21 protein-coding genes are annotated in these 21,378 nt (G+C 61.1%); 7 read left to right on the plus strand and 14 right to left on the minus strand.

Going from position 1 to position 21,378, the window contains the following annotated elements; genetic code table 11:
• Positions 1 to 16: 16 nt before the first annotated feature.
• From JFT58_RS02315 to JFT58_RS02325, 3 genes are all read right to left on the minus strand, one after another.
• Complete coding sequence (locus JFT58_RS02315; protein WP_003195589.1) at positions 17 to 292, minus strand: HU family DNA-binding protein; 276 nt, start codon at positions 290 to 292, stop codon at positions 17 to 19.
• Positions 293 to 482: 190 nt separating this feature from the next.
• Positions 483 to 1,631 carry an NAD(P)/FAD-dependent oxidoreductase gene (locus tag JFT58_RS02320; RefSeq protein WP_054896057.1) on the minus strand — a complete coding sequence of 383 codons (1,149 nt, stop codon included), beginning with the start codon at positions 1,629 to 1,631 and terminating at the stop codon, positions 483 to 485.
• 36 nt (positions 1,632 to 1,667) lie between these two features.
• Positions 1,668 to 1,835, minus strand: a complete 168-nt coding sequence (locus JFT58_RS02325) for a rubredoxin (protein WP_014720509.1) — start codon at positions 1,833 to 1,835, stop codon at positions 1,668 to 1,670.
• Positions 1,836 to 2,030: 195 nt separating this feature from the next.
• Here JFT58_RS02325 and JFT58_RS02330 point away from each other — a divergent pair, with 195 nt between their 5' ends.
• Positions 2,031 to 2,594, plus strand: a complete 564-nt coding sequence (locus JFT58_RS02330; RefSeq protein ID WP_034129121.1) for a chorismate--pyruvate lyase family protein — start codon at positions 2,031 to 2,033, stop codon at positions 2,592 to 2,594.
• Positions 2,594 to 3,484: a 4-hydroxybenzoate octaprenyltransferase gene (gene ubiA / locus JFT58_RS02335; protein WP_054896058.1), complete on the plus strand. Its 891-nt coding sequence runs from the start codon at positions 2,594 to 2,596 to the stop codon at positions 3,482 to 3,484. Before JFT58_RS02330 ends, ubiA begins: the two co-directional genes overlap by 1 nt.
• Positions 3,485 to 3,607: 123 nt before the next feature.
• On the opposite strand, the gene JFT58_RS02340 is transcribed toward ubiA, so the two are convergent.
• Entirely contained in the window at positions 3,608 to 3,985 is a 378-nt protein-coding gene (locus JFT58_RS02340; protein ID WP_054896059.1) for a COG4315 family predicted lipoprotein, read from the minus strand.
• Between the two features lie 152 nt (positions 3,986 to 4,137).
• On the opposite strand from JFT58_RS02340, the gene phoB reads away from it, so the two are divergent.
• From phoB to JFT58_RS02355, 3 genes are all read left to right on the plus strand, one after another.
• On the plus strand, positions 4,138 to 4,827 hold the full coding sequence (gene phoB, locus JFT58_RS02345) for a phosphate regulon transcriptional regulator PhoB (RefSeq protein WP_003195617.1): 690 nt from the start codon (positions 4,138 to 4,140) through the stop codon (positions 4,825 to 4,827).
• Between the two features lie 79 nt (positions 4,828 to 4,906).
• The gene (gene phoR / locus JFT58_RS02350; protein ID WP_219857405.1) at positions 4,907 to 6,193 is read left to right on the plus strand and encodes a phosphate regulon sensor histidine kinase PhoR; all 1,287 of its coding nucleotides are present in this window, start codon (positions 4,907 to 4,909) and stop codon (positions 6,191 to 6,193) included.
• Positions 6,194 to 6,450: 257 nt separating this feature from the next.
• Positions 6,451 to 7,791: a hemolysin family protein gene (locus JFT58_RS02355; protein ID WP_003195620.1), complete on the plus strand. Its 1,341-nt coding sequence runs from the start codon at positions 6,451 to 6,453 to the stop codon at positions 7,789 to 7,791.
• 140 nt (positions 7,792 to 7,931) lie between these two features.
• Here JFT58_RS02355 and JFT58_RS02360 read toward each other — a convergent pair whose 3' ends face one another.
• The 7 genes from JFT58_RS02360 to JFT58_RS02390 form a co-directional block, all read right to left on the minus strand.
• On the minus strand, positions 7,932 to 8,831 hold the full coding sequence (locus tag JFT58_RS02360; RefSeq protein WP_034129124.1) for a response regulator: 900 nt from the start codon (positions 8,829 to 8,831) through the stop codon (positions 7,932 to 7,934).
• A 164-nt stretch (positions 8,832 to 8,995) separates the two neighbouring features.
• Positions 8,996 to 9,757 (minus strand): phosphate signaling complex protein PhoU, encoded by a 762-nt coding sequence (phoU, locus tag JFT58_RS02365; protein ID WP_034129125.1) that lies wholly within the window; start codon positions 9,755 to 9,757, stop codon positions 8,996 to 8,998.
• A 70-nt stretch (positions 9,758 to 9,827) separates the two neighbouring features.
• Positions 9,828 to 10,661 carry a phosphate ABC transporter ATP-binding protein PstB gene (gene pstB, locus JFT58_RS02370; RefSeq protein WP_003195626.1) on the minus strand — a complete coding sequence of 278 codons (834 nt, stop codon included), beginning with the start codon at positions 10,659 to 10,661 and terminating at the stop codon, positions 9,828 to 9,830.
• Positions 10,662 to 10,838: 177 nt separating this feature from the next.
• Positions 10,839 to 12,509 (minus strand): phosphate ABC transporter permease PstA, encoded by a 1,671-nt coding sequence (gene pstA / locus JFT58_RS02375; RefSeq protein ID WP_034129126.1) that lies wholly within the window; start codon positions 12,507 to 12,509, stop codon positions 10,839 to 10,841.
• Between the two features lie 15 nt (positions 12,510 to 12,524).
• Positions 12,525 to 14,558, minus strand: coding sequence for an ABC transporter permease subunit (locus JFT58_RS02380; protein ID WP_169918798.1), 2,034 nt, complete (start codon positions 14,556 to 14,558; stop codon positions 12,525 to 12,527).
• Between the two features lie 483 nt (positions 14,559 to 15,041).
• On the minus strand, positions 15,042 to 16,028 hold the full coding sequence (locus tag JFT58_RS02385) for a phosphate ABC transporter substrate-binding protein PstS (protein ID WP_003195633.1): 987 nt from the start codon (positions 16,026 to 16,028) through the stop codon (positions 15,042 to 15,044).
• Between the two features lie 119 nt (positions 16,029 to 16,147).
• Positions 16,148 to 17,437 carry an MFS transporter gene (locus tag JFT58_RS02390; RefSeq protein ID WP_034129128.1) on the minus strand — a complete coding sequence of 430 codons (1,290 nt, stop codon included), beginning with the start codon at positions 17,435 to 17,437 and terminating at the stop codon, positions 16,148 to 16,150.
• A gap of 406 nt (positions 17,438 to 17,843) precedes the next feature.
• Between JFT58_RS02390 and JFT58_RS02395 the strand changes: the two genes are divergently transcribed.
• A complete protein-coding gene (locus JFT58_RS02395) occupies positions 17,844 to 18,248 on the plus strand; it encodes an acyl-CoA thioesterase (RefSeq protein ID WP_003176975.1) in 405 nt (134 codons plus the stop codon).
• 58 nt (positions 18,249 to 18,306) lie between these two features.
• Positions 18,307 to 19,206 (plus strand): D-hexose-6-phosphate mutarotase, encoded by a 900-nt coding sequence (locus JFT58_RS02400; protein WP_054896062.1) that lies wholly within the window; start codon positions 18,307 to 18,309, stop codon positions 19,204 to 19,206.
• Between the two features lie 114 nt (positions 19,207 to 19,320).
• Here JFT58_RS02400 and JFT58_RS02405 read toward each other — a convergent pair whose 3' ends face one another.
• The 3 genes from JFT58_RS02405 to JFT58_RS02415 form a co-directional block, all read right to left on the minus strand.
• Complete coding sequence (locus JFT58_RS02405) at positions 19,321 to 19,857, minus strand: DUF3299 domain-containing protein (RefSeq protein ID WP_034129130.1); 537 nt, start codon at positions 19,855 to 19,857, stop codon at positions 19,321 to 19,323.
• Between the two features lie 77 nt (positions 19,858 to 19,934).
• On the minus strand, positions 19,935 to 20,180 hold the full coding sequence (locus tag JFT58_RS02410) for a GlsB/YeaQ/YmgE family stress response membrane protein (protein WP_005792540.1): 246 nt from the start codon (positions 20,178 to 20,180) through the stop codon (positions 19,935 to 19,937).
• Between the two features lie 105 nt (positions 20,181 to 20,285).
• Positions 20,286 to 21,371 carry a 5-(carboxyamino)imidazole ribonucleotide synthase gene (locus JFT58_RS02415; RefSeq protein ID WP_054896064.1) on the minus strand — a complete coding sequence of 362 codons (1,086 nt, stop codon included), beginning with the start codon at positions 21,369 to 21,371 and terminating at the stop codon, positions 20,286 to 20,288.
• Positions 21,372 to 21,378: the final 7 nt, after the last annotated feature.

A 21,378-nucleotide genomic window follows, 5' to 3' on the forward strand; every position in this document is an offset into this window, starting at 1 on the left:
GACGGTACCGCTTAACTTACGGGTTGACGCTGTCTTTGAGCGACTTGCCCGGCTTGAACGCTACGGTGTTGCTCGCCTTGATTTTCACTGGCTCACCGGTTTGCGGGTTTTTGCCGGTGCGGGCGCCGCGGTGGCGTTGCAGGAAAGTGCCGAAGCCGACCAGGGTGACGCTGTCCTTGCGGTGCAGGGCGCCGGTGATTTCTTCGAGGACGGCATTGAGGACGCGGTTGGCCTGTTCTTTGGTGAGATCGGCTTTTTCAGCGATGGCGGCTGCGAGATCTGGTTTACGCATATGTGAAGCCTCTTTGACGGTTTTTTGTTGTTATGTCCGTGCTGCTCTCTGGTGGAGCAGCGCCAAGGCGCCGCAGGCTCTACTCTGCGGCAGACGGGAGTGAGGATGGCATGCCCTCGGGCGCCGCGCCAGTCTCGCGGCGGCCTTTCTCGGGGTATGAACGTGATGTTTGCGACAGAACGGGTGGTATTTACGCCAGTAACGGCGGAAGTTCTTTGTTCAGCGCCAGTTTTTCCATGACAGCGCTGCCGGTCAGTGCGTAACCCAGCAGGCGGCCGCTGGCATCGCGGCACAGGGCCTTGATGTCGGCACCCTGCCCTTCGACACTCCAGACGCCTTCAGTGCCTCGTGGCGCAGGTGATACCACCAGCGGGCACACCGGGGTTTTCACGGTGATGGGCATCGGTCCATAGCTCACCGCCGTGGCATTGCCGGCCAGGGTTTGCGCCAGGGCACGGGCGCAGCTCATCAGCGGCATCACGTACAACAGGTTCAGGCCATCCACCTCGGCGCAGTCGCCCAGGGCATAGATATTGGCGTGGGAGGTCTTGAGGTGGCGGTCCACCATGATCCCGCGGTTGATTTGCAGGCCGGCCGCTGCGGCCAGGTCTACACGCGGGCGCAGGCCAATGGCAGACACCACCAGGTCACAGTGGATCACTTCACCGTCCGACAGGTGCGCTTCAAGGCCATCAGCCGTGCGTTGCAGGCGATTGAGCACCGGGCCCAGGTGGAAACGCGCGCCGATGCCTTCCAGCCCGGCTTGCACCGCTGCGGCTGCCGCCGGGTGCAGCAGGGTCGGCATGACTTGCTCACACGGCGCGACCAGGTCGATTTCATAGCCGCCCAGGATCAGATCATTGGCAAACTCACAGCCGATCAGGCCAGCGCCAAGCAGCAGCACGCGCCGTTTGCCGGCAGCAGCGGCACGAAAGCGCGCGTAGTCTTCCAGGTCGTTGATCGGGAAAATCAGCTCAGCCGCATCGCCTTCGACCGGTACGCGCACGGTTTCTGCGCCCCAGGCCAGGACCAGGTCGCGGTAGCTCACCGCTTCCTCGCCGATCCACAGGCGCTTGTGGCCTGGGTCGATGCCGCTGATGCGCGTATGGGTGCGCACCTGGGCCTTGAGTTGCTCGGCCATGGCGCCAGGTTCGGCCATGCTCAGGCCATCGGCTTCCTTGTTCTTGCCAAAGCCGGTGGAGAGCATGGGCTTGGAGTAGGAGCGTCCGTCATCGGCAGTGATCAGCAGCAACGGGGTCTCGCTGTCGAGCTTGCGAAACTCCCGGGCGACGTTGTAACCGGCCAATCCTGTGCCGATGATCACGACAGGTGCGTTCATTCCTTTCTCCTTGTAGTACGTTTCTTAAATTCGGGATTACGCGATTTCGATCATTTCGAAGTCCGACTTACCCACGCCGCAGTCCGGGCACAGCCAGTCTTCCGGGACGTCCTGCCACAGAGTGCCTGGTGCAATACCGTCATCCGGCCAGCCGTCCGCTTCGTTATAGATAAGGCCACAGACGATACATTGCCACTTCTTCATTACATGCTTCCTCAGGTTCAGGCGTGTTGGCCGGCGGTCGATGGATCCAGCGTTGCCGCGCGGCTCAGGGCGTTTTGTACTGATCGGGGCCGGCAGATGCAAGCACGTTCGACGCAAACGACGGGTTTGGCACGGCAAAAGCCCAGGGTGCCATGGTAAGCTCGCCGCCTCTTTTGCTGCCAATACTGACTCACCGTGCCGCACTCAATCGCCCTTCCCGATGCTTGCCAATGGCTGACCCAGAGCCTTCTGAGCCCCTTGCCCACGCCCTTGACCCTCAACTGGCTGTTTGACGAAGGCTCGCTGACGCGACGGCTGACGTGGCTGTCCAACGAGGGTTTCAGCGTGACGCCGCTGTTCGAAGGCTGGCAACCGTTGCGCGACGACGAATGCGCCGCCCTGGACCTACCGCCGGCCAGTATCGGTTGGGTACGCGAGGTGTATTTGCGCGGGCACGGCCAGCCTTGGGTGTTCGCCCGCAGCGTGGCGGCCCGCAGTGCCTTGCAGGGCGACGGGCTGCACATGGACGAACTGGGCAGCCGCTCGCTGGGCGAGTTGCTGTTCTGCGACCGCGCCTTTACCCGCCAGGCCATTGAAGTGTGTCACTACCCTCGTGCCTGGCTGCCGACAGCGGACCAGGCCGATAATCTGTGGGCGCGCCGCTCGCGCTTCGACCGCGGGGCGCTGAGCGTGCTGGTGGCGGAAGTCTTCCTGCCCAGTTTCTGGCACGCGCTGCAAGATCATCCGGAGAACTGCTGATGTACCAACGTCTGCTCAAGTCCTTGAACCGCCTGAACCCCAGGGCCTGGGATTTCATTCAGTTGACGCGCATGGACAAGCCCATCGGCATCTACCTGCTGCTGTGGCCGACGCTGTGGGCCCTGTGGATCGCCGGCAAGGGTTCGCCGTCACTGATCAATATCGTGATTTTCGTGCTGGGCGTGGTACTGACCCGGGCCGGCGGCTGCGTGATCAATGACTGGGCCGACCGCAAGGTCGATGGCCATGTGAAACGCACCGAGCAACGCCCGCTGGTTAGCGGCAAGATCAGTTCGAAGGAAGCGCTGGTGTTTTTTGCCGTGCTGATGGGCATCAGTTTCCTGCTGGTGCTGCTGACCAATGCCAGCACCATCCTGCTGTCCCTGGGCGGCCTCGCACTGGCGGCAAGCTACCCGTTCATGAAGCGCTACACCTATTACCCCCAAGTGGTGCTGGGCGCAGCGTTTTCCTGGGGCATGCCGATGGCGTTTACCGCCGAGACCGGCCATTTGCCTGCCACCGCGTGGCTGCTGTACATCGCCAACCTGTTGTGGACGGTGGGCTACGACACCTATTACGCCATGACCGACCGCGATGACGATTTGAAGATCGGGGTGAAATCCACCGCCATTCTGTTCGGTGACGCTGACCGCGTGATCATCCTCACCCTGCAAGGCCTGGCGCTGGCGTGCCTGTTGCTGGCCGGCGCACGGTTCGAGCTGGGCGGGTGGTTCCACCTCGGGTTGCTGGCGGCAGCGGGCTGTTTTGTCTGGGAGTTCTGGTACACACGGGACAGGGAACGCATGAAGTGCTTCAAGGCGTTCTTGCATAATCACTGGGCGGGGTTGGCGATTTTTGTCGGGATCGTGGTGGATTACGCGGTTCGCTGAGGATTCTGTGGTGATTGTTGGGGCGCCATCGCAGGCAAGCCAGCTCCCACATTTTGATTGTATTCGCACATCAAAAAAATGTGGGAGGGGCTTGCCCTCGATGGACTCAGCAGCGCCGCAGACTTAAGGCTTGATGATGTGCCAGACGCTACCTTTGCCATCACCGGTCTTGTCACCGGCTTTCTTGTCGTCCTTGTAGGTGTAGACAGGCTTGCCTTTGTAGGCCCACTGGCTGGTCTGGTCGTCGCGGGTGATCACCGTCCAATCGCCGGTCTTGGTGTCGGTGGACTCTGCCTTCAGCGGTGGCCAGTTGGTCGCGCACTGGTCCTTGCACACTGATTTGCCATCAGCGTCCTTGTCGAAGGTGTAGAGCGTCATGCCCTTGTGGTCCACCAACATCCCATCTTTAGTCATCGCCGGCTCTGCCGCAAACGCCAACCCTGGCAGCGTCAACACCGCAGATACCAGCAGGGTTTTCCAGGAAACAGTGCTGTAAGTCATCGGAACCTTCCTTTTGTGGTTGTCAGGATTCGGACCCAAAGGGTAGTCCAGAGTGCCGTTAATTGCCCAAGCGACTAAATTACTGTCACACGACTGCAATAATTCCGTTATCTAATGCGGCGCAAGACAGTTAAATGACAAGAGGATTGAGCATGGTTGGCAGGAGCATTCTGATCGTTGACGACGAAGCGCCCATTCGCGAAATGATCGCCGTCGCGTTGGAAATGGCCGGCTATGACTGCCTGGAGGCGGAGAACTCCCAGCAGGCCCACGCCATTATCGTCGACCGCAAGCCGGACCTGATCCTGCTCGACTGGATGCTGCCCGGCACCTCGGGCATCGAATTGGCCCGCCGTCTCAAGCGTGACGAGCTGACCGGGGATATCCCGATCATCATGCTCACCGCCAAGGGCGAAGAGGACAACAAGATCCAGGGCCTGGAAGTGGGCGCCGATGACTACATCACCAAGCCGTTTTCCCCACGGGAACTGGTGGCGCGCCTCAAAGCCGTGCTGCGCCGCGCCGGCCCGACCGATGGCGAAGCGCCTATCGAAGTCGACGGCTTGATCCTGGACCCGATCAGCCACCGCGTGACCATCGACGGCAAGCCCGCGGAGATGGGGCCGACCGAATACCGCCTGCTGCAATTCTTCATGACTCACCAGGAGCGCGCCTACACCCGTGGCCAACTGCTCGACCAGGTATGGGGCGGCAACGTCTATGTGGAAGAGCGCACTGTGGACGTGCATATCCGCCGCCTGCGCAAAGCCTTGGGCGACGCGTACGAGAATCTGGTACAAACCGTGCGCGGCACCGGCTATCGGTTTTCTACCAAAGGCTGAGCCAGTCCTCCTCCCTTAACAGCTGACAAGGACGCATGTTTAAGTGAACCAGAACTGGCATGGCACCCTGATCCGCCACATGCTTCTGTTGATCACTGCCTGCCTGCTGGTCGGGCTGATCAGTGGCTATTACGGCTGGAGCCTGGCCGCCGGCATCGCGTTGTACCTGGGCTGGACCCTCAAACAATTGCTGCGCCTGCATGAATGGCTGCGCCAGCACAAACCCGATGAGGCCCCCCCCGATGGCTATGGCCTGTGGGGCGAGGTGTTCGACAGCATCTACCACCTGCAGCGCCGCGACCAACGGGTACGCGGGCGCCTGCAAGCGGTGATCGACCGGGTGCAGGAGTCCACCGCCGCGCTCAAGGACGCGGTGATCATGCTCGACAGCGACGGCAACCTGGAATGGTGGAACCGTGCCGCCGAGACTCTGCTGGGCCTCAAGACGCCCCAGGACAGCGGCCAGCCGGTGACCAACCTGGTGCGTCACCCGCGCTTCAAGGAATACTTCGAGCAGGACAACTACGAAGAAGCCCTGGAAATCCCCTCGCCCACCAACGACCGCGTGCGCATCCAGCTGTACCTGACTCGCTACGGCAACAACGAGCACTTGATGCTGGTACGTGATGTGACCCGTATTCACCAGCTGGAACAGATGCGCAAAGACTTCGTCGCCAACGTTTCCCATGAGCTGCGTACGCCCTTGACGGTGATTTGCGGCTACCTGGAGACGTTGCTGGACAATGTCGATGAGATCAACCCGCGCTGGAGCCGCGCCCTGCAGCAGATGCAAGTGCAAGGCTCGCGCATGCAAACCCTGCTTAACGACCTGCTGTTGCTGGCCAAGCTTGAAGCCACGGACTACCCCTCGGACAACCACCCCGTGGCGGTGCAGAGCCTGTTGCAGACGATCAAGAACGATGCCCAGGCCCTCTCGGGCGAACGCGGGCAGCAGATCACGCTGGAGGCCGACCCAACCGTATTGCTCAAGGGCAGTGAAGGCGAATTGCGCAGTGCATTCTCCAACCTGGTGTTCAACGCGGTGAAGTACACCCAGGACAAGGGCAATATCCGCATTCGCTGGTGGGCCGACGAGCACGGCGCGCACCTGAGTGTGCAGGACTCGGGTATCGGTATCGACGCCAAGCACCTGCCGCGCCTGACCGAGCGCTTCTACCGTGTCGACTCCAGCCGCAACTCCAACACCGGCGGCACCGGGCTGGGCCTGGCCATCGTCAAGCATGTGCTGCTGCGCCATCGGGCCCGCCTGGAAATAAGCAGCGTGCTGGGGCATGGCAGTACCTTTACCTGTCATTTTCCGCCGGCGCAGGTAAACCGTTCGCGAGCGGTCGAGGCCGATGATTAAGCGGAAGTGAGCACGGCCCACTGTGGGAGCTGGCTTGCCTACGATGACGGCGGGTCAGCCAAATTATCGGTAGCAGGCAGACCGCCATCGCAGGCAAGCCAGCTCCCACACGGGTTCTGCGACACGACTTTGCAGCCCCGCCCGGCAGCGGGCACTAGGCAAGCGCCCCGTCAGCCGCTACATTGGCCGACTTGCGCCTGCCTTTCAGGCCCACCCTGTCACCCCTATTGAACACACGGAACCTGCAAAACCCCATCATGGACCCTTCCCCTGGCATTACCCTCGCTACACTCTTCGCCGATTTCGGCATGATTCTTTTTGCACTGATCCTGGTACTGCTCAACGGTTTCTTCGTTGCGGCGGAATTTGCCATGGTCAAACTGCGCGCCACCCGCGTCGAGGCCATCGCCCATAAGAACGGCTGGCGCGGGCAGATCCTGCGTACCGTGCACAGCCAGCTCGACGCCTACCTGTCGGCTTGCCAGCTGGGTATCACCCTGGCGTCCCTGGGCCTGGGCTGGGTCGGTGAGCCGGCCTTTGCGCACATCCTCGAGCCGATGCTGGGCGCGGTCGGCGTGCAGTCGCCGGAAGTGATCAAGGGCGTGTCGTTCTTTGCCGCCTTCTTCGTGATTTCCTACCTGCACATCGTGGTCGGCGAACTGGCTCCCAAATCCTGGGCGATTCGCAAACCCGAGCTGCTGTCGCTGTGGACGGCCGTGCCGCTGTACCTGTTCTACTGGGCGATGTACCCGGCCATTTACCTGCTCAACGCCAGTGCCAACGCCATCCTCCGTATCGCGGGCCAAGGCGAGCCTGGCCCGCACCATGAGCACCATTACAGCCGCGAAGAACTCAAGCTGATCCTGCACTCCAGCCGTGGCCAGGACCCCAGCGACCAAGGCATGCGCGTCCTCGCCTCCGCCGTGGAAATGGGCGAGCTGGAAGTAGTGGACTGGGCCAACTCCCGGGAAGACCTGGTGACCCTGGACTTCAACGCCCCGCTCAAGGAAATCCTCGCGCTGTTCCGTCGCCATAAATTCAGCCGTTACCCGGTGTATGACGCGGTGCGCAACGAGTTTGTCGGCTTGCTGCACATCAAGGATTTGCTCCTGGAACTGGCTGCCCTGGACCATATCCCCGAATCGTTCAACCTGGCCGAATTGACCCGCCCGCTGGAACGCGTATCGCGGCATATGCCGTTGTCGCAACTGCTGGAGCAGTTCCGCAAAGGCGGCGCGCACTTCGCCCTGGTAGAGGAAGCTGACGGCAAGATCATCGGCTACTTGACCATGGAAGACGTGCTGGAAGTGCTAGTGGGCGATATCCAGGACGAACACCGCAAGGCCGAGCGCGGCATCCTCGCCTACCAGCCCGGCAAACTGCTGGTGCGTGGCGACACGCCGTTGTTCAAGGTGGAACGCCTGTTGGGCGTCGACCTGGACCACATCGAAGCCGAAACCCTGGCCGGCCTGATCTACGACACGCTCAAGCGCGTGCCGGAAGAAGAAGAAGTGCTGGAAGTTGAAGGCTTGCGGATCATCATCAAGAAGATGAAAGGGCCGAAGATCGTGTTGGCCAAGGTGCTGTTGCTGGACTGACTGTAGACCAGTCGCCCTCTGTAGGAGCGAGCTTGCTCGCGAAAAACTCACAGGCGCCGCGTTTATTCAGGAAGCACGCGTTATCGTTGGCGTTTTTCGCGAGCAAGCTCGCTCCTACAGGGGATAGGCGTCGCGGTGCTTCACGCACCCGGCACGAAATGCTTCTGCGCCGTGCCACGGGCGATCAGGCGGGATATGTAGTCCAGCTTCTGCGCATCCTGGTCGATAAAGCGGAAGGTCAGTTGCAACCAGTCGCTGTCGGGCTTGGGCTCGTAGGCGACGATGGCGTGCAGGTAGCCGTTGAGCCGTGCGACTTCGGCGTTGTCGCCCTGTTCAAGGTCGAGCACGGCGCTTTCCAGTACTTGTGGCAGGACCTCGCCACGCTTTACCACCAGCAACGCTTCCTTGATGCTCAGGGCCTTGATCACGCATTGCTGGGTGCCGCTTGCGAGGCGCAACTGGCCCTGACCGCGACTGCCCGTCGGCGCCGCTGCTGCGGGGGCCTTGGCTGGCGGTGTATTGAGCAGACCTTTGCTGGGCGCCGCCACCGGGGCCGGCTTGACCGCTTCGGGTTTGCCGCCGGTCAGGGCGCTCAGGGAATCGTTGCCAAAGGCTGAGTTCATCTTGGTCGGCGCGCTGGCAATCAGCGCATCGAGGCGACCGATCTTGTGCAGGGCCTGCTTGACCTTGTTCAGCAACTGCTCGTTGGTGAACGGCTTGCTGACGTAGCCGGAAACCCCCGCCTGAATCGCCTGCACCACGTTTTCCTTGTCGCCACGGCTGGTCACCATCACGAACGGCATGGCCTTCAGGTGCGCTTGCTCGCGGCACCAGGTCAACAGCTCAATGCCGGACATTTCCGGCATTTCCCAGTCACACAGCACCAGGTCGAAGGTTTCGCGCATGAGGATGGATTGCGCCTTTTTGCCGTTCACCGCATCTTCGATCTTGATCCCGGGGAAGTAATTACGCAGGCACTTCTTCACCAGGTCGCGAATAAACGAGGCGTCATCCACCACCAACACACTGACTTTACTCATCGACCCTTCATCCTATAAAAACGTCTGCAAAACGCCTGACTGATGGCATTTTGCCAAAACTCGCGGGTCACAGAAGGATTTTATGGCGCCTGCTGTGCAAAAAATTCAGATGCCGCAAACAAAAACGCCCGGCCAGAGGCCGGGCGTTAATTTCTCGGGCAACCTTACTTATCGTCAGATTCGCCCGGAACATTAGGGATTAGATCAGCAGTGCCTTCAACTTCGGCCTTCATGCGCTTTAGGCCCATGTGCCGGACGTCGGTACCGCGCACCAGATAAATCACCAATTCCGAGATATTGCGCGCGTGGTCACCGATACGCTCCAGGGAGCGCAGCACCCAGATAATGTTCAAGACCCGCGAGATCGAACGCGGATCTTCCATCATGTAGGTGGCCAACTCGCGCAGCGCAGTCTTGTATTCGCGGTCGATGATCTTGTCGTACTGCGCCACCGACAATGCCAGCTCGGCGTCAAAGCGGGCGAAGGCGTCGAGGGCATCGCGCACCATGTTGCGCACCTGATCGCCGATATGGCGCACTTCCACGTAGCCACGAGGCGCCTCACCCTCTTCGCACAGCTGGATGGCGCGGCGGGCAATCTTGGTGGCTTCATCGCCAATGCGCTCCAGGTCGATCACCGACTTGGAAATGCTGATGATCAAACGCAGGTCCGAGGCCGCTGGCTGGCGGCGGGCAAGAATGCGCAGGCACTCTTCGTCGATATTGCGTTCCATCTGGTTGATCTGCTCGTCAATCTCACGCACTTGCTGAGCCAGGCCCGAGTCGGCCTCGATCAGCGCGGTGACCGCATCATTGACTTGCTTCTCCACCAGCCCGCCCATCGCCAGGAGGTGGCTGCGCACTTCCTCAAGCTCGGCATTGAACTGCGCGGAGATGTGGTGGGTAAGGCCTTCTTTGCTAATCATGTTGGCGTCCTTGGAGCGTCCGGTAAGGTGCGGAGAACCGCAGCGTCAGTGCAATCAGAACCACAGCTTCCTAGCCGTAGCGACCGGTGATGTAGTCTTCGGTCTGCTTCTTCGCCGGATTGGTGAACAGGGTGTCGGTATCGCCGAACTCCACCAGCTTGCCCATGTACATGAATGCGGTGTAGTCGGAAACCCGCGCCGCCTGTTGCATGTTGTGGGTCACGATGACGATGGTGAACTTGGACTTGAGCTCGTAGATCAGCTCTTCGACTTTCAAGGTGGAAATCGGGTCGAGCGCCGAGCACGGTTCGTCGAGCAGCAACACTTCCGGCTCTACGGCGATGGTACGGGCGATCACCAGGCGCTGCTGCTGGCCGCCGGACAAGCCGAGTGCCGATTCGTGCAGGCGGTCCTTGACCTCGTCCCACAATGCCGCGCCCTTGAGCGCCCACTCAACCGCTTCGTCGAGGATGCGTTTCTTGTTGATGCCCTGGATACGCAGGCCGTAGACCACGTTTTCGTAGATGGTCTTGGGGAACGGGTTGGGCTTCTGGAACACCATGCCCACGCGGCGACGCAGCTCGGCCACGTCTTCGCCCTTGCGGTAGATATTGGTGCCGTAGAGGTTGATTGCACCTTCTACACGGCAACCGTCCACCAGGTCATTCATGCGGTTGAAGGTACGCAACAACGTGGACTTGCCACAGCCCGACGGGCCGATGAAGGCGGTCACGCGTTGCTTGGGGATGTTCATGCTGACATCGAACAGCGCCTGCTTGTCGCCGTAGTACAGGCTCAGGCCGGGGACTTCGATGGCCACGGTTTCCTGGGCCAGGCTCAGGCTCTGCTTGTCGCGACCCAGGGCAGACATGTTGATGCCGTGGGATTGGGTTTCGTGTTGCATGGGATGCTCCCTGTGCTACCAATTCATTTCGTTGAACCGCCGGGGCGGCTTACTCAAATTCTGTGCCTGACACCGAGCCCTGTGGGAGCTGGCTTGCCTGCGATGCGGGTGGCGCGGTATTGCAGTAAAACCGCGGTGATGCCATCGCAGGCAAGCCAGCTCCCACATTGGATCGCATTAGCTGTCCAGCGCTTTGTATTTTTCGCGCAGGTGGTTACGAATCCACACTGCCGACAGGTTGAGCGTGGCGATCACCAGTACCAGCAGCAAGGCGGTGGCGTACACCAACGGCCGTGCGGCTTCGACGTTGGGGCTCTGGAAGCCGACGTCATAAATATGAAAGCCCAGGTGCATGATCTTCTGGTCCAGGTGCAGGTACGGGTAGTTGCCATCCAGCGGCAGCGACGGCGCCAGCTTCACTACACCCACCAGCATCAGCGGTGCCACCTCACCCGCGGCACGGGCCACGGCGAGGATCATGCCGGTCATCATCGCCGGGCTGGCCATTGGCAGCACGATCTTCCACAACGTTTCCGCCTTGGTCGCGCCGAGCGCCAGGGAGCCTTCACGCACGGTGCGAGGAATCCGCGCCAAGCCTTCTTCGGTGGCCACGATCACCACGGGCACCGCCAGCAGCGCCAGGGTCAGCGAAGCCCAGAGCAACCCCGGCGTACCGAAGGTCGGCGCAGGCAGCGCTTCAGCGAAGAACAAACGGTCTACCGAGCCCCCCAGTACATACACGAAGAAGCCCAGGCCGAACACGCCGTAGACGATGGCCGGTACGCCGGCCAGGTTGTTCACGGCGATGCGGATGATGCGGGTCAAAGTGTTCTGCTTGGCGTACTCACGCAGGTACACCGCGGCCAGTACGCCAAACGGGGTCACGATCATTGCCATGATCAGGGTCATCATCACGGTGCCGAAGATGGCCGGGAAGATCCCGCCTTCGGTGTTGGCTTCCCGTGGGTCATCGCTGAGGAATTCCCAGACCTTGCTGAAGTAGAAGCCGATTTTGGTCATCGTGCCCATGGCGTTCGGCTGGTAGGCGTGCACCACTTTGCCGATGCCGATTTCCACTTCCTTGCCGTTGCCGTCACGCGCCGTCAGGGCGTCGCGGTTGAACTGTGCATGCAGGTCGGCCAGACGCGCTTCGATGTCCTGGTAGCGGGCGTTCAGCTCGGCGCGGTCGGCGTCCATGTCGGCCTGGGCGGCGGCGTCGAGCTTGCCTTCCAGTTCCAGTTTGCGACCGTGCAAGCGGATGCGCTCCAGCCCTGCGTTGATCGCGCCAATATCTGTTTTTTCCAGGCTCTTGAGCTGAGCGGCCAGCTTGTTCACGCGGTCCACGCGGGCTTGCAGCTCAGGCCACGCGGCCTCGCCTTCGGCAATCACCTTGCCGTCCTGCTTGACGTTGACCAGGGTGCCGTAGAAGTTGCCCCACTCACGACGCTCGATGGCCATCAGGTTCGCAGGCTTGGTCTGGTCCTTCAGCCACTCACCGACAATCCAGGTGAAGTCGTTACCGTTCAGGTCGCGGTTGCCGACCTTGATCAGCTCACGGGTCATGAATTCCGGGCCCTGGTCGGGCACCGGCAGGCCAGCGCTCTTGAGGCGCTCACGCGGCACTTCTTCTTTCTGGACCACTTCGCCGATCACGATGTGGTTGGCCTGGCCTGGCACGTTGTAGTTCGCCTGGATCAGGTCGGCCGGCCAGAAATGGCCCAGGCCCCGCACCGCAATCACAGCCAGCAAACCAATGGTCATGATGACCGCGATGGACACCGCGCCACCGCTGATCCAGACGCCGGGGGCGCCGCTCTTGAACCATCCATTCAGGGAGTTCTGTTTCACAGACTTCTACCTTTCTTAAAGCGACGAGTATTTCTTGCGCAGACGCTGACGAATCAGCTCGGCGAGGGTGTTCATGATGAAGGTGAACAACAGCAGCACCAGCGCCGAGAGGAACAGCACGCGGTAATGACTGCCGCCCACTTCCGACTCGGGCATCTCCACCGCAACGTTGGCCGCCAGGGTGCGCAGGCCCTCGAACAGGTTCATCTCCATCACCGGGGTGTTACCGGTAGCCATCAGTACGATCATGGTCTCGCCCACAGCGCGGCCCATGCCGATCATCAGCGCCGAGAAGATGCCCGGGCTGGCGGTGAGGATGACCACGCGGGTCATGGTCTGCCACGGCGTGGCGCCCAGGGCCAGGGAACCCAGAGTCAGGCCGCGTGGCACGCTGAACACGGCGTCTTCGGCGATGGAGTAGATGTTCGGGATCACCGCAAAACCCATGGCCAGGCCGACCACCAACGCGTTGCGCTGGTCGTAGGTAATGCCCAGATCGTGGGAGATCCACATGCGCATGTCACCGCCGAAGAACCAGGTTTCCAGGTACGGGCTCATGTACAGCGAGAGCCAGCCCACCAACAGGATCACAGGAATCAGGATCGCGCTTTCCCAACCATCGGGAACGCGCAGGCGGATCGACTCAGGCAAGCGGCTGAAGACAAAGCCGGCGACCAGGATGCCAATCGGCAACAGCATCAACAGGCTGAAAATGCCCGGCAGGTGCCCTTCCACATACGGCGCCAGGAACAGGCCGGCGAAGAATCCGAGGATCACCGTCGGCATGGCTTCCATCAGCTCGATCACCGGCTTGACCTTGCGGCGCAGGCTCGGCGCCATGAAGTAAGCGGTGTAGATCGCTGCAGCAACCGCCAGTGGCGCCGCCAGCAACATGGCGTAGAACGCGGCCTTCAAGGTACCGAAGGTCAGCGGGGCCAGGCTCATCTTGGGTTCGAAGTCAGTGTTGGCGGCCGTGGATTGCCAGACGTATTTAGGCTCGTCGTAGTTCTCGTACCAGACCTTGCTCCACAACGCGCTCCACGACACTTCCGGATGCGGGTTGTCGAGCAACAACGGTTGCAGCTTGCCACCCGCCTCGACAATCACACGGTTGGCCCGTGGCGACATGCCGAACAGACCCTGGCCGTCGACCACCGGGTCCACCAGCAAGGTGCGGTGGGCAGTGCTGTGGAACACGCCGAACTGGCCAGCAGCATCCAGGGCGGTGAAGCCTTTGCGGCGCTCTTCAGCGCTGATTTCGACGATGGGCGCGGTGCCCATCTGGAAGGTGCGGATCTGCTTCAGGCGCTGTTCGCCATCGGGGTCGCGGGCCATGAACCACTGGGCCAGGCCGCCTTTGGAGTTACCCAGGATCAGCGAGATACCGCCGACCAACTGGGTGCTGGCGGTGATTTCCGTGTCGGCGTCTTCCAACAGTTTGTAGCGACCGTTGAGGCTCTTGTCGCGCAGGCTGAACACGTCGGCCAGGGCACGACCGTTGATCACATACAACCACTGCTGGCGTGGGTCGATGAAGATCGCCTTCACCGGCTCGGTCATCTGCGGCAGCTCGACGCGCTTCTGCTCGCTGGTGACCTCACCGGTCATCATGTTTTCTTCACGGCTCAGGGTCAGCACGTTCAAGTGCGAACCGGCGGAACCTGCCACCACCAGGGAGGTATCGGTGGCGTTGAGCGCAACGTGTTCCAAGGGACGACCGGTGTCATCCAGCACGATCGGCGTTTCGCCGTAGGGGTACTCGATCGCTGGGGTGATGGTTTTCTTGCCGTCCGGGTACGACACCTTATAGGTGTGGCGAAACACCAAAGACTGGCCATTGGACAAGCCGAGAATCACCAGCGGGCTGCCCGGCTGATCTTCACCAATGGAAGCAACGCTGGTACCGGCCGGAATCGGCAGGTCGACACGCTTGAGCTCGGCACCGGTGTCCACGGCAAAGAACAGCGCCTGGCCCTTGTCGGAAACCCGCATGGCGACCTGGTTCTGTTCTTCGAGGGAGATCATCAACGGCTTGCCGGCGTCCTGCATCCAAGCGGGCGTCAACGCGTCTTCCTTGGTCAACGAGGCGCCCTGGAACAATGGCGCAACCACATAGGCGAGGAAGAAGAAGATCAGGGTAATGGCGGCCAGCACGGCGAGGCCGCCGACCAGCACATACCAACGGGTGAAGCGATCCTTGAGCGCGCGGATGCGGCGCTTGCGTTGCAGCTCAGGCGTATTGAAATCAATGCGCTTGGGAGGGGAAGTCGTCGTCATGGTGGAATTGGCCAGATCATTCATGCGCACACCCTAGCGATCCTGTATGACAGAAAGATGACAGTGCAGTGACGCAACAAATCCGCCGCGAAGCAGGGCTGGCAGCGGATAAAAATTAGGGATGCAGACTGCTTATGTGGGAGCGGGCTTGCCCGCGATGCCATCAACACGATTTCAACGCTAAACCGCGTCGCCAGCATCGCGGGCAAGCCCGCTCCCACAGAAAAGCATGCGTCTACATCAGGTATCGCAGGCTTAGTTGCCTTCTTTCAGACCCAGGTCAGCCAGGGCCTTGGCGGCGACTTTGGCTGGCAGCGGGATGTAGCCGTCTTTGACCACCACTTCCTGGCCCTGCTTGGACAGCACCAGTTTCACGAACTCAGCTTCCAGCGGCGCCAGTGGCTTGTTCGGGGCTTTGTTGACATACACGTAGAGGAAACGCGACAGCGGATACTTGCCGTTCAGGGCGTTTTCTTCGGAGTCTTCGATGTAGTCAGTGCTGCCTTTCTTGGCCAATGGCACGGTCTTCACGCTGGCGGTCTTGTAGCCGATGCCCGAGTAACCGATGCCGTTCAGCGAGGAGCTGATCGACTGCACGACCGAAGCCGAGCCCGGTTGTTCGTTCACGTTTGGCTTGTAGTCGCCTTTGCACAGGGCTTCTTCCTTGAAGTAGCCGTAGGTGCCGGATACCGAGTTACGCCCGAACAGTTGCACTGGCTTGTTGGCCAGGTCGCCGGTCACGCCCAGGTCACCCCAGGTTTTCACATCGGCTTTGGCGCCGCACAGACGCGTCGAGGAGAAGATCGCATCGACCTGTTCCATGGTCAGGTGCTGGATCGGGTTGTCCTTGTGCACAAATACCGCCAGGGCATCCACGGCAACCGGGATAGCGGTTGGCTTGTAGCCATACTTCTGCTCGAAGGCCGCCAGTTCGGTGTCCTTCATCTTGCGGCTCATCGGGCCCAGGTTGGAGGTGCCTTCAGTCAGCGCAGGTGGCGCAGTAGCGGAGCCAGCAGCTTGAATCTGGATGTTGACGTTCGGGTATTCCTTTTTATAACCCTCGGCCCACAGGGTCATCAGGTTAGCCAAGGTATCGGAGCCGACGCTGGACAGGTTGCCCGACACACCAGTGGTCTTGACGTAAGCCGGGATTGCCGGATCGACACCAGCGGCCACCGCGTTGGCGGTCGCAACGCCAGCAGCGACAAAAGTCATTGCCGCCATCAAACGTTTCAGTTTCATGCCTTGCTCCTAGCAGATAGGGATAATTGGATCGGGGCCAAGTATCGGCAGGCCGTGTGAACACTCTATGTCTGAAATATGACAATTAGATGAAAGGCCACTATCTGAATGTGCAGGCTTCAGCGGCCGCGTTTCCACAGATACCCGCCCACCAGCATCCCCATCACACACAGGACGGCCACATAGTAAGCCGGGCCCATCGGGCTCTCCTTCATCAGCAGCGACACCGCCAATGGCGTCAACCCGCCGAACACGGCATAAGCAACGTTGTAGGAAAACGACAGACCGCTGAAGCGCACCACCGGCGGGAAGGCTTTGACCATCACGTAGGGCACCACGCCGATGGTACCGACAAACAGACCCGTCAAGGCATACAACGGGAACAGCCAGTCGGGGTGGGCCATCAGGCTGTGATACAGCGTCCAGGAAGTCGCCAGCAGCAGTGCGCAACCTGTGACCAGCACGCGACCGGCGCCAAAACGGTCGGCCAGCGCACCCGAGGCGATGCAACCCAGGCTCAGGGTCACGATGGCCAGACTATTGGCTTGCAGCGCAACCGTAGGGCTGAAGTGGTAGATGGTTTGCAGCACGGTCGGGGTCATCAGGATGACTACCACCACGCCGGCCGACAATAGCCAGGTCAGCAGCATCGACAGCACAATGGCGCCACGGTGATCGCGCAACACGGCGCGCAACGGCAGTTCAGCGGCCAGGCTCTTGCGTTGCTGCATCTCGGCGAAGATCGGGGTTTCATGCAGCCAACGACGCAGGTACACCGACAGCAGGCCGAATACGCCGCCGAGCAGGAAAGGAATCCGCCAGGCGTAATCAGAGACCTGTTCCGGTGTATAGGCGCTATTGATGGCGGTAGCCACCAACGAGCCCAGCAGAATACCGGCGGTGAGGCCGCTGGTCAGGGTGCCGCAGGCGTAGCCGATGTGGCGCGGCGGGACGTGCTCGGAGACGAACACCCAGGCGCCCGGTACTTCGCCGCCGATCGCCGCGCCCTGGATGATGCGCATCAGTAGCAACAGGACCGGCGCCCACAGGCCGATCTGCGCGTAGGTGGGCAGCAGCCCCATGATCAGGGTGGGTACGGCCATCATGAAGATGCTCAGGGTGAACATCTTCTTGCGCCCCAGCAGGTCACCAAAGTGCGCCATGATGATGCCGCCCAAGGGGCGCGCCAGGTAGCCGGCGGCGAAGATGCCGAAGGTCTGCATCATGCGCAGCCATTCGGGCATGTCCACAGGGAAGAACAGTTTCCCGACCACGGTGGCGAAAAACACAAAGATGATGAAGTCGTAGAACTCCAGCGCTCCACCCAGGGCAGACAGCGACAGGGTTTTGTAGTCGTTGCGGGTCAGCGGGCGCGAGGGTTGCGCACTGCTTGCGGGCACGGAGGACATGGCAAGGCTTCTCTTATAGTAATCATCGTAAAGGACTGCACGCCCGTGACTTGCGGCGGGTTTGGCAAGATAGCAAATCGCCCGAAAAAGCACAGCGCCAGGAGCACAGTTGCGCGCAAAAGCCCCGATACAGCATCTATTTACCGACCAAATGAGCGTCGGGAGGTCGTCGTGGCGCCAGGGTCTCGATATACTCGCCGGTGCAAGCGCCAGACCCGCTGTCTTGAGGGGCTGCTGTGCCAAAACGTTGTTGGGTGCCGTCCAGCCGGTTTGGCAGAGTTTCCCTTTAGTTCGCCTTACGAGAAACGCATCGAGCGGTGTATGTTGGTGCTGAAACGTTTTTCTGAGAAGACGGCTATCCACTTGAAATACCCATGAAGCGTCACGGGTCAGAGGCACCCTCGGCATGATCGAACTCGAACAAGAAGATCCTATCCCGCAAGGCGATCTCGCCCTGCAAATCACCGCGCTCCCGCGTGAAACCAACGGTTTTGGCGATATCTTCGGCGGCTGGCTGGTCGCGCAGATGGACCTCGCCGGCACGGCAATGGCCAGCAAGGTCGCCGGTGGGCGCGTGGCCACCGTGGCCATTGATCGCATGGCGTTTCTGGTGCCGGTGGCCGTGGGTGCGCAGCTTTCCTTCTATACCCAGGCCCTGGAAATCGGCCGCAGTTCGATCCAGATGATGGTCGAAGTGTGGAGCGACGATCCGTTGTCCAGCGAATGGCGCAAGGTGACCGAAGCCGTATTCGTGTTCGTCGCCATCGATGGCAGCGGCCGCACGCGCTCGGTACCGTCACGGGCGCGTTAAACCTCGCCGGGTTTTAACGGTCAATTGCCCCATTGCCTGCCACTAAGAGAGCTTTGTCATGCCTACGCCCCACGTTGAGACGGTAAAAATCGACGAGCTGGACTGCTGGCGCATCCGCCACAACGGCGCCGAGCTGATGGTGGCCCAACAGGGTGCGCATATCTTCAGTTACCAGCGCGAGGGCGAACAGCCGCTGATCTGGCCGAACCCTGAGGCAGTGTTCAAGCAGGGCAAAGGCATTCGTACCGGCGTACCGGTGTGCTGGCCGTGGTTCGGGGTGTTCGACCGCAACCCGCAAAGCGTCAAAGCCATGCGCCAGAGTGATCAGCCTGCCGGCGCCCACGGTTTTGTGCGCACCGCCCGCTGGGAACTGGCCACCACCGAACTCGACGGCCAGACGCTGCGAGTGGACTTGGTATTGCCGGTGCCGGCTGGCGGCTTTCCAGGCTGGCCCCATCAGGTAGACCTGACGCTGAGCCTGCTGTTGGATGACCAACTGCACATCCGCCTGACCAGCCACAACCGCGGCGCCGACACCGTGACCCTCAGCCAGGCATTGCACACCTACTTCGCCGTGAGCGATGTGCGCAAAGTGCAGGTCGAGGGGCTGGATGGCGTGGCCTACATCGATACCGCCGACGGGTGGACCGAGAAACAGCAAGCCGGGCTGCTGCACTTCAGCGCCGAAACAGACCGCATTTACCTGAATACGCCGGCCCAGTTGACCATCGTCGATAGCGATTGGCAGCGCCGTATCCAGCTCACCAGCGAAGGCTCGAAATCCACCGTGGTCTGGAACCCCTGGACCGAACGCGCCAAGGCTTTCGACGATATGGCCGATGACGGCTGGCAGAGTATGTTGTGCATCGAGACGGCCAACGTGCTGGACGATGTTGTGAACCTGGCGCCCGGCGAAAGCCACACTCTAGGCGTGAGCATCACGGCACTGGCCTTGTAAACCCAATCAAATGTGGGAGCCGGCTTGCCTGCGATGCAGGCAACTGGGTGTATCAGGAACACCGAGGCGTTGCTATCGCAGGCAAGCCAGCTCCCACAGATTATGCTCTGAGCTTTAGAGATCAGACTCCTTCACCACCCGCACCTTCCCCGCCTCCAGCGCATACGCGGCATCTGCCAAGTCGTTATTGACCGTCTCCACCTTCAGCGTGCCCGTGACCCACAGCGGCGTGTAGATATCATCCAGCTTCAACCCCTTGGGATAGCGCACCAGCACGAGTTGATTAGGCGGCGGTGGCGGCACGTGTATGCAGGCGCCCGGGTAAGGCACGAGGAAGAACAATGTGCTGCGGCCCTTGGCGTCCGTTTCAAGCGGCACCGGATAGCCGCCAATGCGGATATTCTTGCCGTTCATGGCCGCTACGGTCTTGGTGGAATACATCACCGCAGGCAGGCCCTTGCTCTGCTTCAAGCCACCCTTTTCGGTGAACGTGCCTTGAGCTTCGGGGGAGTTGTGGTCGATCTCGGGCATGGCTTCGAGAGCTTTCTGATCCGACAGCGGCATCAGGTCGAGCCAGTCGGTTTCCGGCAGTTCGCCAGCGTGCGCCAGGCCAGAGCCCAGCAGAAGAAGCGTTAACAGAAGACGGCGCATGGAGAGGCTCGGCAAATACAAGTGCCGAGCATTCTAGCCCTCTGCGCCTGCGCAGCGCAGAGGACTTTGTCGGCTGATTACTTCTTTTTGATCAGGCCGTAGATCACCAGCAACACGATGGCACCCACCAGCGCGCCGATGAAACCTGCGCCCTGGCCTGCCTGGTAGATCCCCAGGGCCTGACCGCCGTAGGTCGCGGCCAGGGAACCGGCGATACCCAGCAGGATGGTCATGATCCAGCCCATGCTGTCGTCGCCAGGCTTGAGGAAGCGCGCCAGCAGGCCGACGATCAAGCCGATAAAGATGGTTCCGATGATACCCATGGCATTTCCCTCTGATTGGTATGAGTCATGCCAAAGCCTAGTCAGGCTTTGGCATCCTGCAATCAGAGAGACGCAGAACCCCAATGGTTCCCGCCGTAGCCAGGCTTATTGTTCGGCGATCAGTGCTTCAACCTTGAGGATCTGCGCCTGCAGCGTCGCACGGTCCTTGCAACGCAGGTTGGCGTGGCCGACCTTGCGCCCGGCCTTGAAGGCCTTGCCGTAGTGATGCACGTGACAATCGTCGATCGCCATCACACGCTCCACCGGCGGTACAGAGCCGATGAAGTTGAGCATGGCGCTCTCGCCGACCTTGGCCGTGGAGCCCAACGGCAAGCCCGCCACCGCCCGCAGGTGGTTTTCGAACTGGCTGCACTCGGCGCCTTCGGTGGTCCAGTGCCCGGAGTTGTGCACACGCGGGGCGATTTCGTTGGCCTTGAGGCCACCGTCGACCTCAAAGAACTCGAACGCCATCACGCCAACATAATCCAGTTGCTTGAGGACGCGGCTGGAATAATCTTCGGCCAGGGCCTGCAACGGGTGGTCGGTGCTGGCCACGGAGAGCTTGAGAATGCCGCTGTCGTGGGTGTTGTGCACCAACGGGTAAAAGCGGGTTTCGCCATCACGGGCGCGTACGGCAATCAGCGAGACTTCGCCAGTGAACGGCACGAAGCCTTCCAGCAGGCAGGCAACGCTGCCCAGCTCGGCAAAAGTGCCGACCACATCGGCCGCGGTGCGCAGGACTTTCTGGCCCTTGCCGTCGTAGCCCAGGGTGCGGGTTTTCAACACCGCCGGCAGGCCGATGCTGGCGACCGCCGCGTCCAGGTCGGCCTGGGACTGGATGTCGGCGAAGGCCGGCGTCGGAATGCCCAGGTCCTTGAACATGCTCTTTTCGAACCAGCGATCGCGAGCGATGCGCAAGGCTTCGGCGCTCGGGTACACCGGCACGAACTGCGACAGGAAGGCCACGGTTTCGGCCGGGACGCTTTCGAATTCGAAGGTCACCAGGTCGACTTCATCGGCCAGTTGGCGCAGGTGGTCCGGGTCGCTGTAGTCAGCGCGCAGGTGTTCACCCAGGGCCGCAGCGCAGGCGTCCGGCGCCGGGTCCAGGAAAGCGAAGTTCATCCCCAGCGGCGTACCCGCCAAAGCCAGCATGCGGCCCAGTTGGCCGCCACCGATTACACCGATTTTCATCGTCAAC

This window comes from Pseudomonas sp. MF6767, assembly GCF_016405475.1.
GTDB lineage: Bacteria > Pseudomonadota > Gammaproteobacteria > Pseudomonadales > Pseudomonadaceae > Aquipseudomonas > Aquipseudomonas paracarnis.

What these genes read in the sequence shown, in the direction of transcription:
- JFT58_RS02315 (WP_003195589.1), bottom strand. Translation starts at nt 292, where the DNA reads ATGCGTAAACCAGATCTCGCAGCCGCCATCGCTGAAAAAGCCGATCTC.
- JFT58_RS02320 (WP_054896057.1), bottom strand. Translation starts at nt 1,631, where the DNA reads ATGAACGCACCTGTCGTGATCATCGGCACAGGATTGGCCGGTTACAAC.
- JFT58_RS02325 (WP_014720509.1), bottom strand. Translation starts at nt 1,835, where the DNA reads ATGAAGAAGTGGCAATGTATCGTCTGTGGCCTTATCTATAACGAAGCG.
- ubiA (WP_054896058.1), top strand. Translation starts at nt 2,594, where the DNA reads ATGTACCAACGTCTGCTCAAGTCCTTGAACCGCCTGAACCCCAGGGCC.
- JFT58_RS02340 (WP_054896059.1), bottom strand. Translation starts at nt 3,985, where the DNA reads ATGACTTACAGCACTGTTTCCTGGAAAACCCTGCTGGTATCTGCGGTG.
- phoB (WP_003195617.1), top strand. Translation starts at nt 4,138, where the DNA reads ATGGTTGGCAGGAGCATTCTGATCGTTGACGACGAAGCGCCCATTCGC.
- phoR (WP_219857405.1), top strand. Translation starts at nt 4,907, where the DNA reads ATGCTTCTGTTGATCACTGCCTGCCTGCTGGTCGGGCTGATCAGTGGC.
- JFT58_RS02355 (WP_003195620.1), top strand. Translation starts at nt 6,451, where the DNA reads ATGGACCCTTCCCCTGGCATTACCCTCGCTACACTCTTCGCCGATTTC.
- JFT58_RS02360 (WP_034129124.1), bottom strand. Translation starts at nt 8,831, where the DNA reads ATGAGTAAAGTCAGTGTGTTGGTGGTGGATGACGCCTCGTTTATTCGC.
- phoU (WP_034129125.1), bottom strand. Translation starts at nt 9,757, where the DNA reads ATGATTAGCAAAGAAGGCCTTACCCACCACATCTCCGCGCAGTTCAAT.
- pstB (WP_003195626.1), bottom strand. Translation starts at nt 10,661, where the DNA reads ATGCAACACGAAACCCAATCCCACGGCATCAACATGTCTGCCCTGGGT.
- JFT58_RS02380 (WP_169918798.1), bottom strand. Translation starts at nt 14,558, where the DNA reads ATGCAGGACGCCGGCAAGCCGTTGATGATCTCCCTCGAAGAACAGAAC.
- JFT58_RS02385 (WP_003195633.1), bottom strand. Translation starts at nt 16,028, where the DNA reads ATGAAACTGAAACGTTTGATGGCGGCAATGACTTTTGTCGCTGCTGGC.
- JFT58_RS02390 (WP_034129128.1), bottom strand. Translation starts at nt 17,437, where the DNA reads ATGTCCTCCGTGCCCGCAAGCAGTGCGCAACCCTCGCGCCCGCTGACC.
- JFT58_RS02395 (WP_003176975.1), top strand. Translation starts at nt 17,844, where the DNA reads ATGATCGAACTCGAACAAGAAGATCCTATCCCGCAAGGCGATCTCGCC.
- JFT58_RS02400 (WP_054896062.1), top strand. Translation starts at nt 18,307, where the DNA reads ATGCCTACGCCCCACGTTGAGACGGTAAAAATCGACGAGCTGGACTGC.
- JFT58_RS02405 (WP_034129130.1), bottom strand. Translation starts at nt 19,857, where the DNA reads ATGCGCCGTCTTCTGTTAACGCTTCTTCTGCTGGGCTCTGGCCTGGCG.
- JFT58_RS02410 (WP_005792540.1), bottom strand. Translation starts at nt 20,180, where the DNA reads ATGGGTATCATCGGAACCATCTTTATCGGCTTGATCGTCGGCCTGCTG.
- JFT58_RS02415 (WP_054896064.1), bottom strand. Translation starts at nt 21,371, where the DNA reads ATGAAAATCGGTGTAATCGGTGGCGGCCAACTGGGCCGCATGCTGGCT.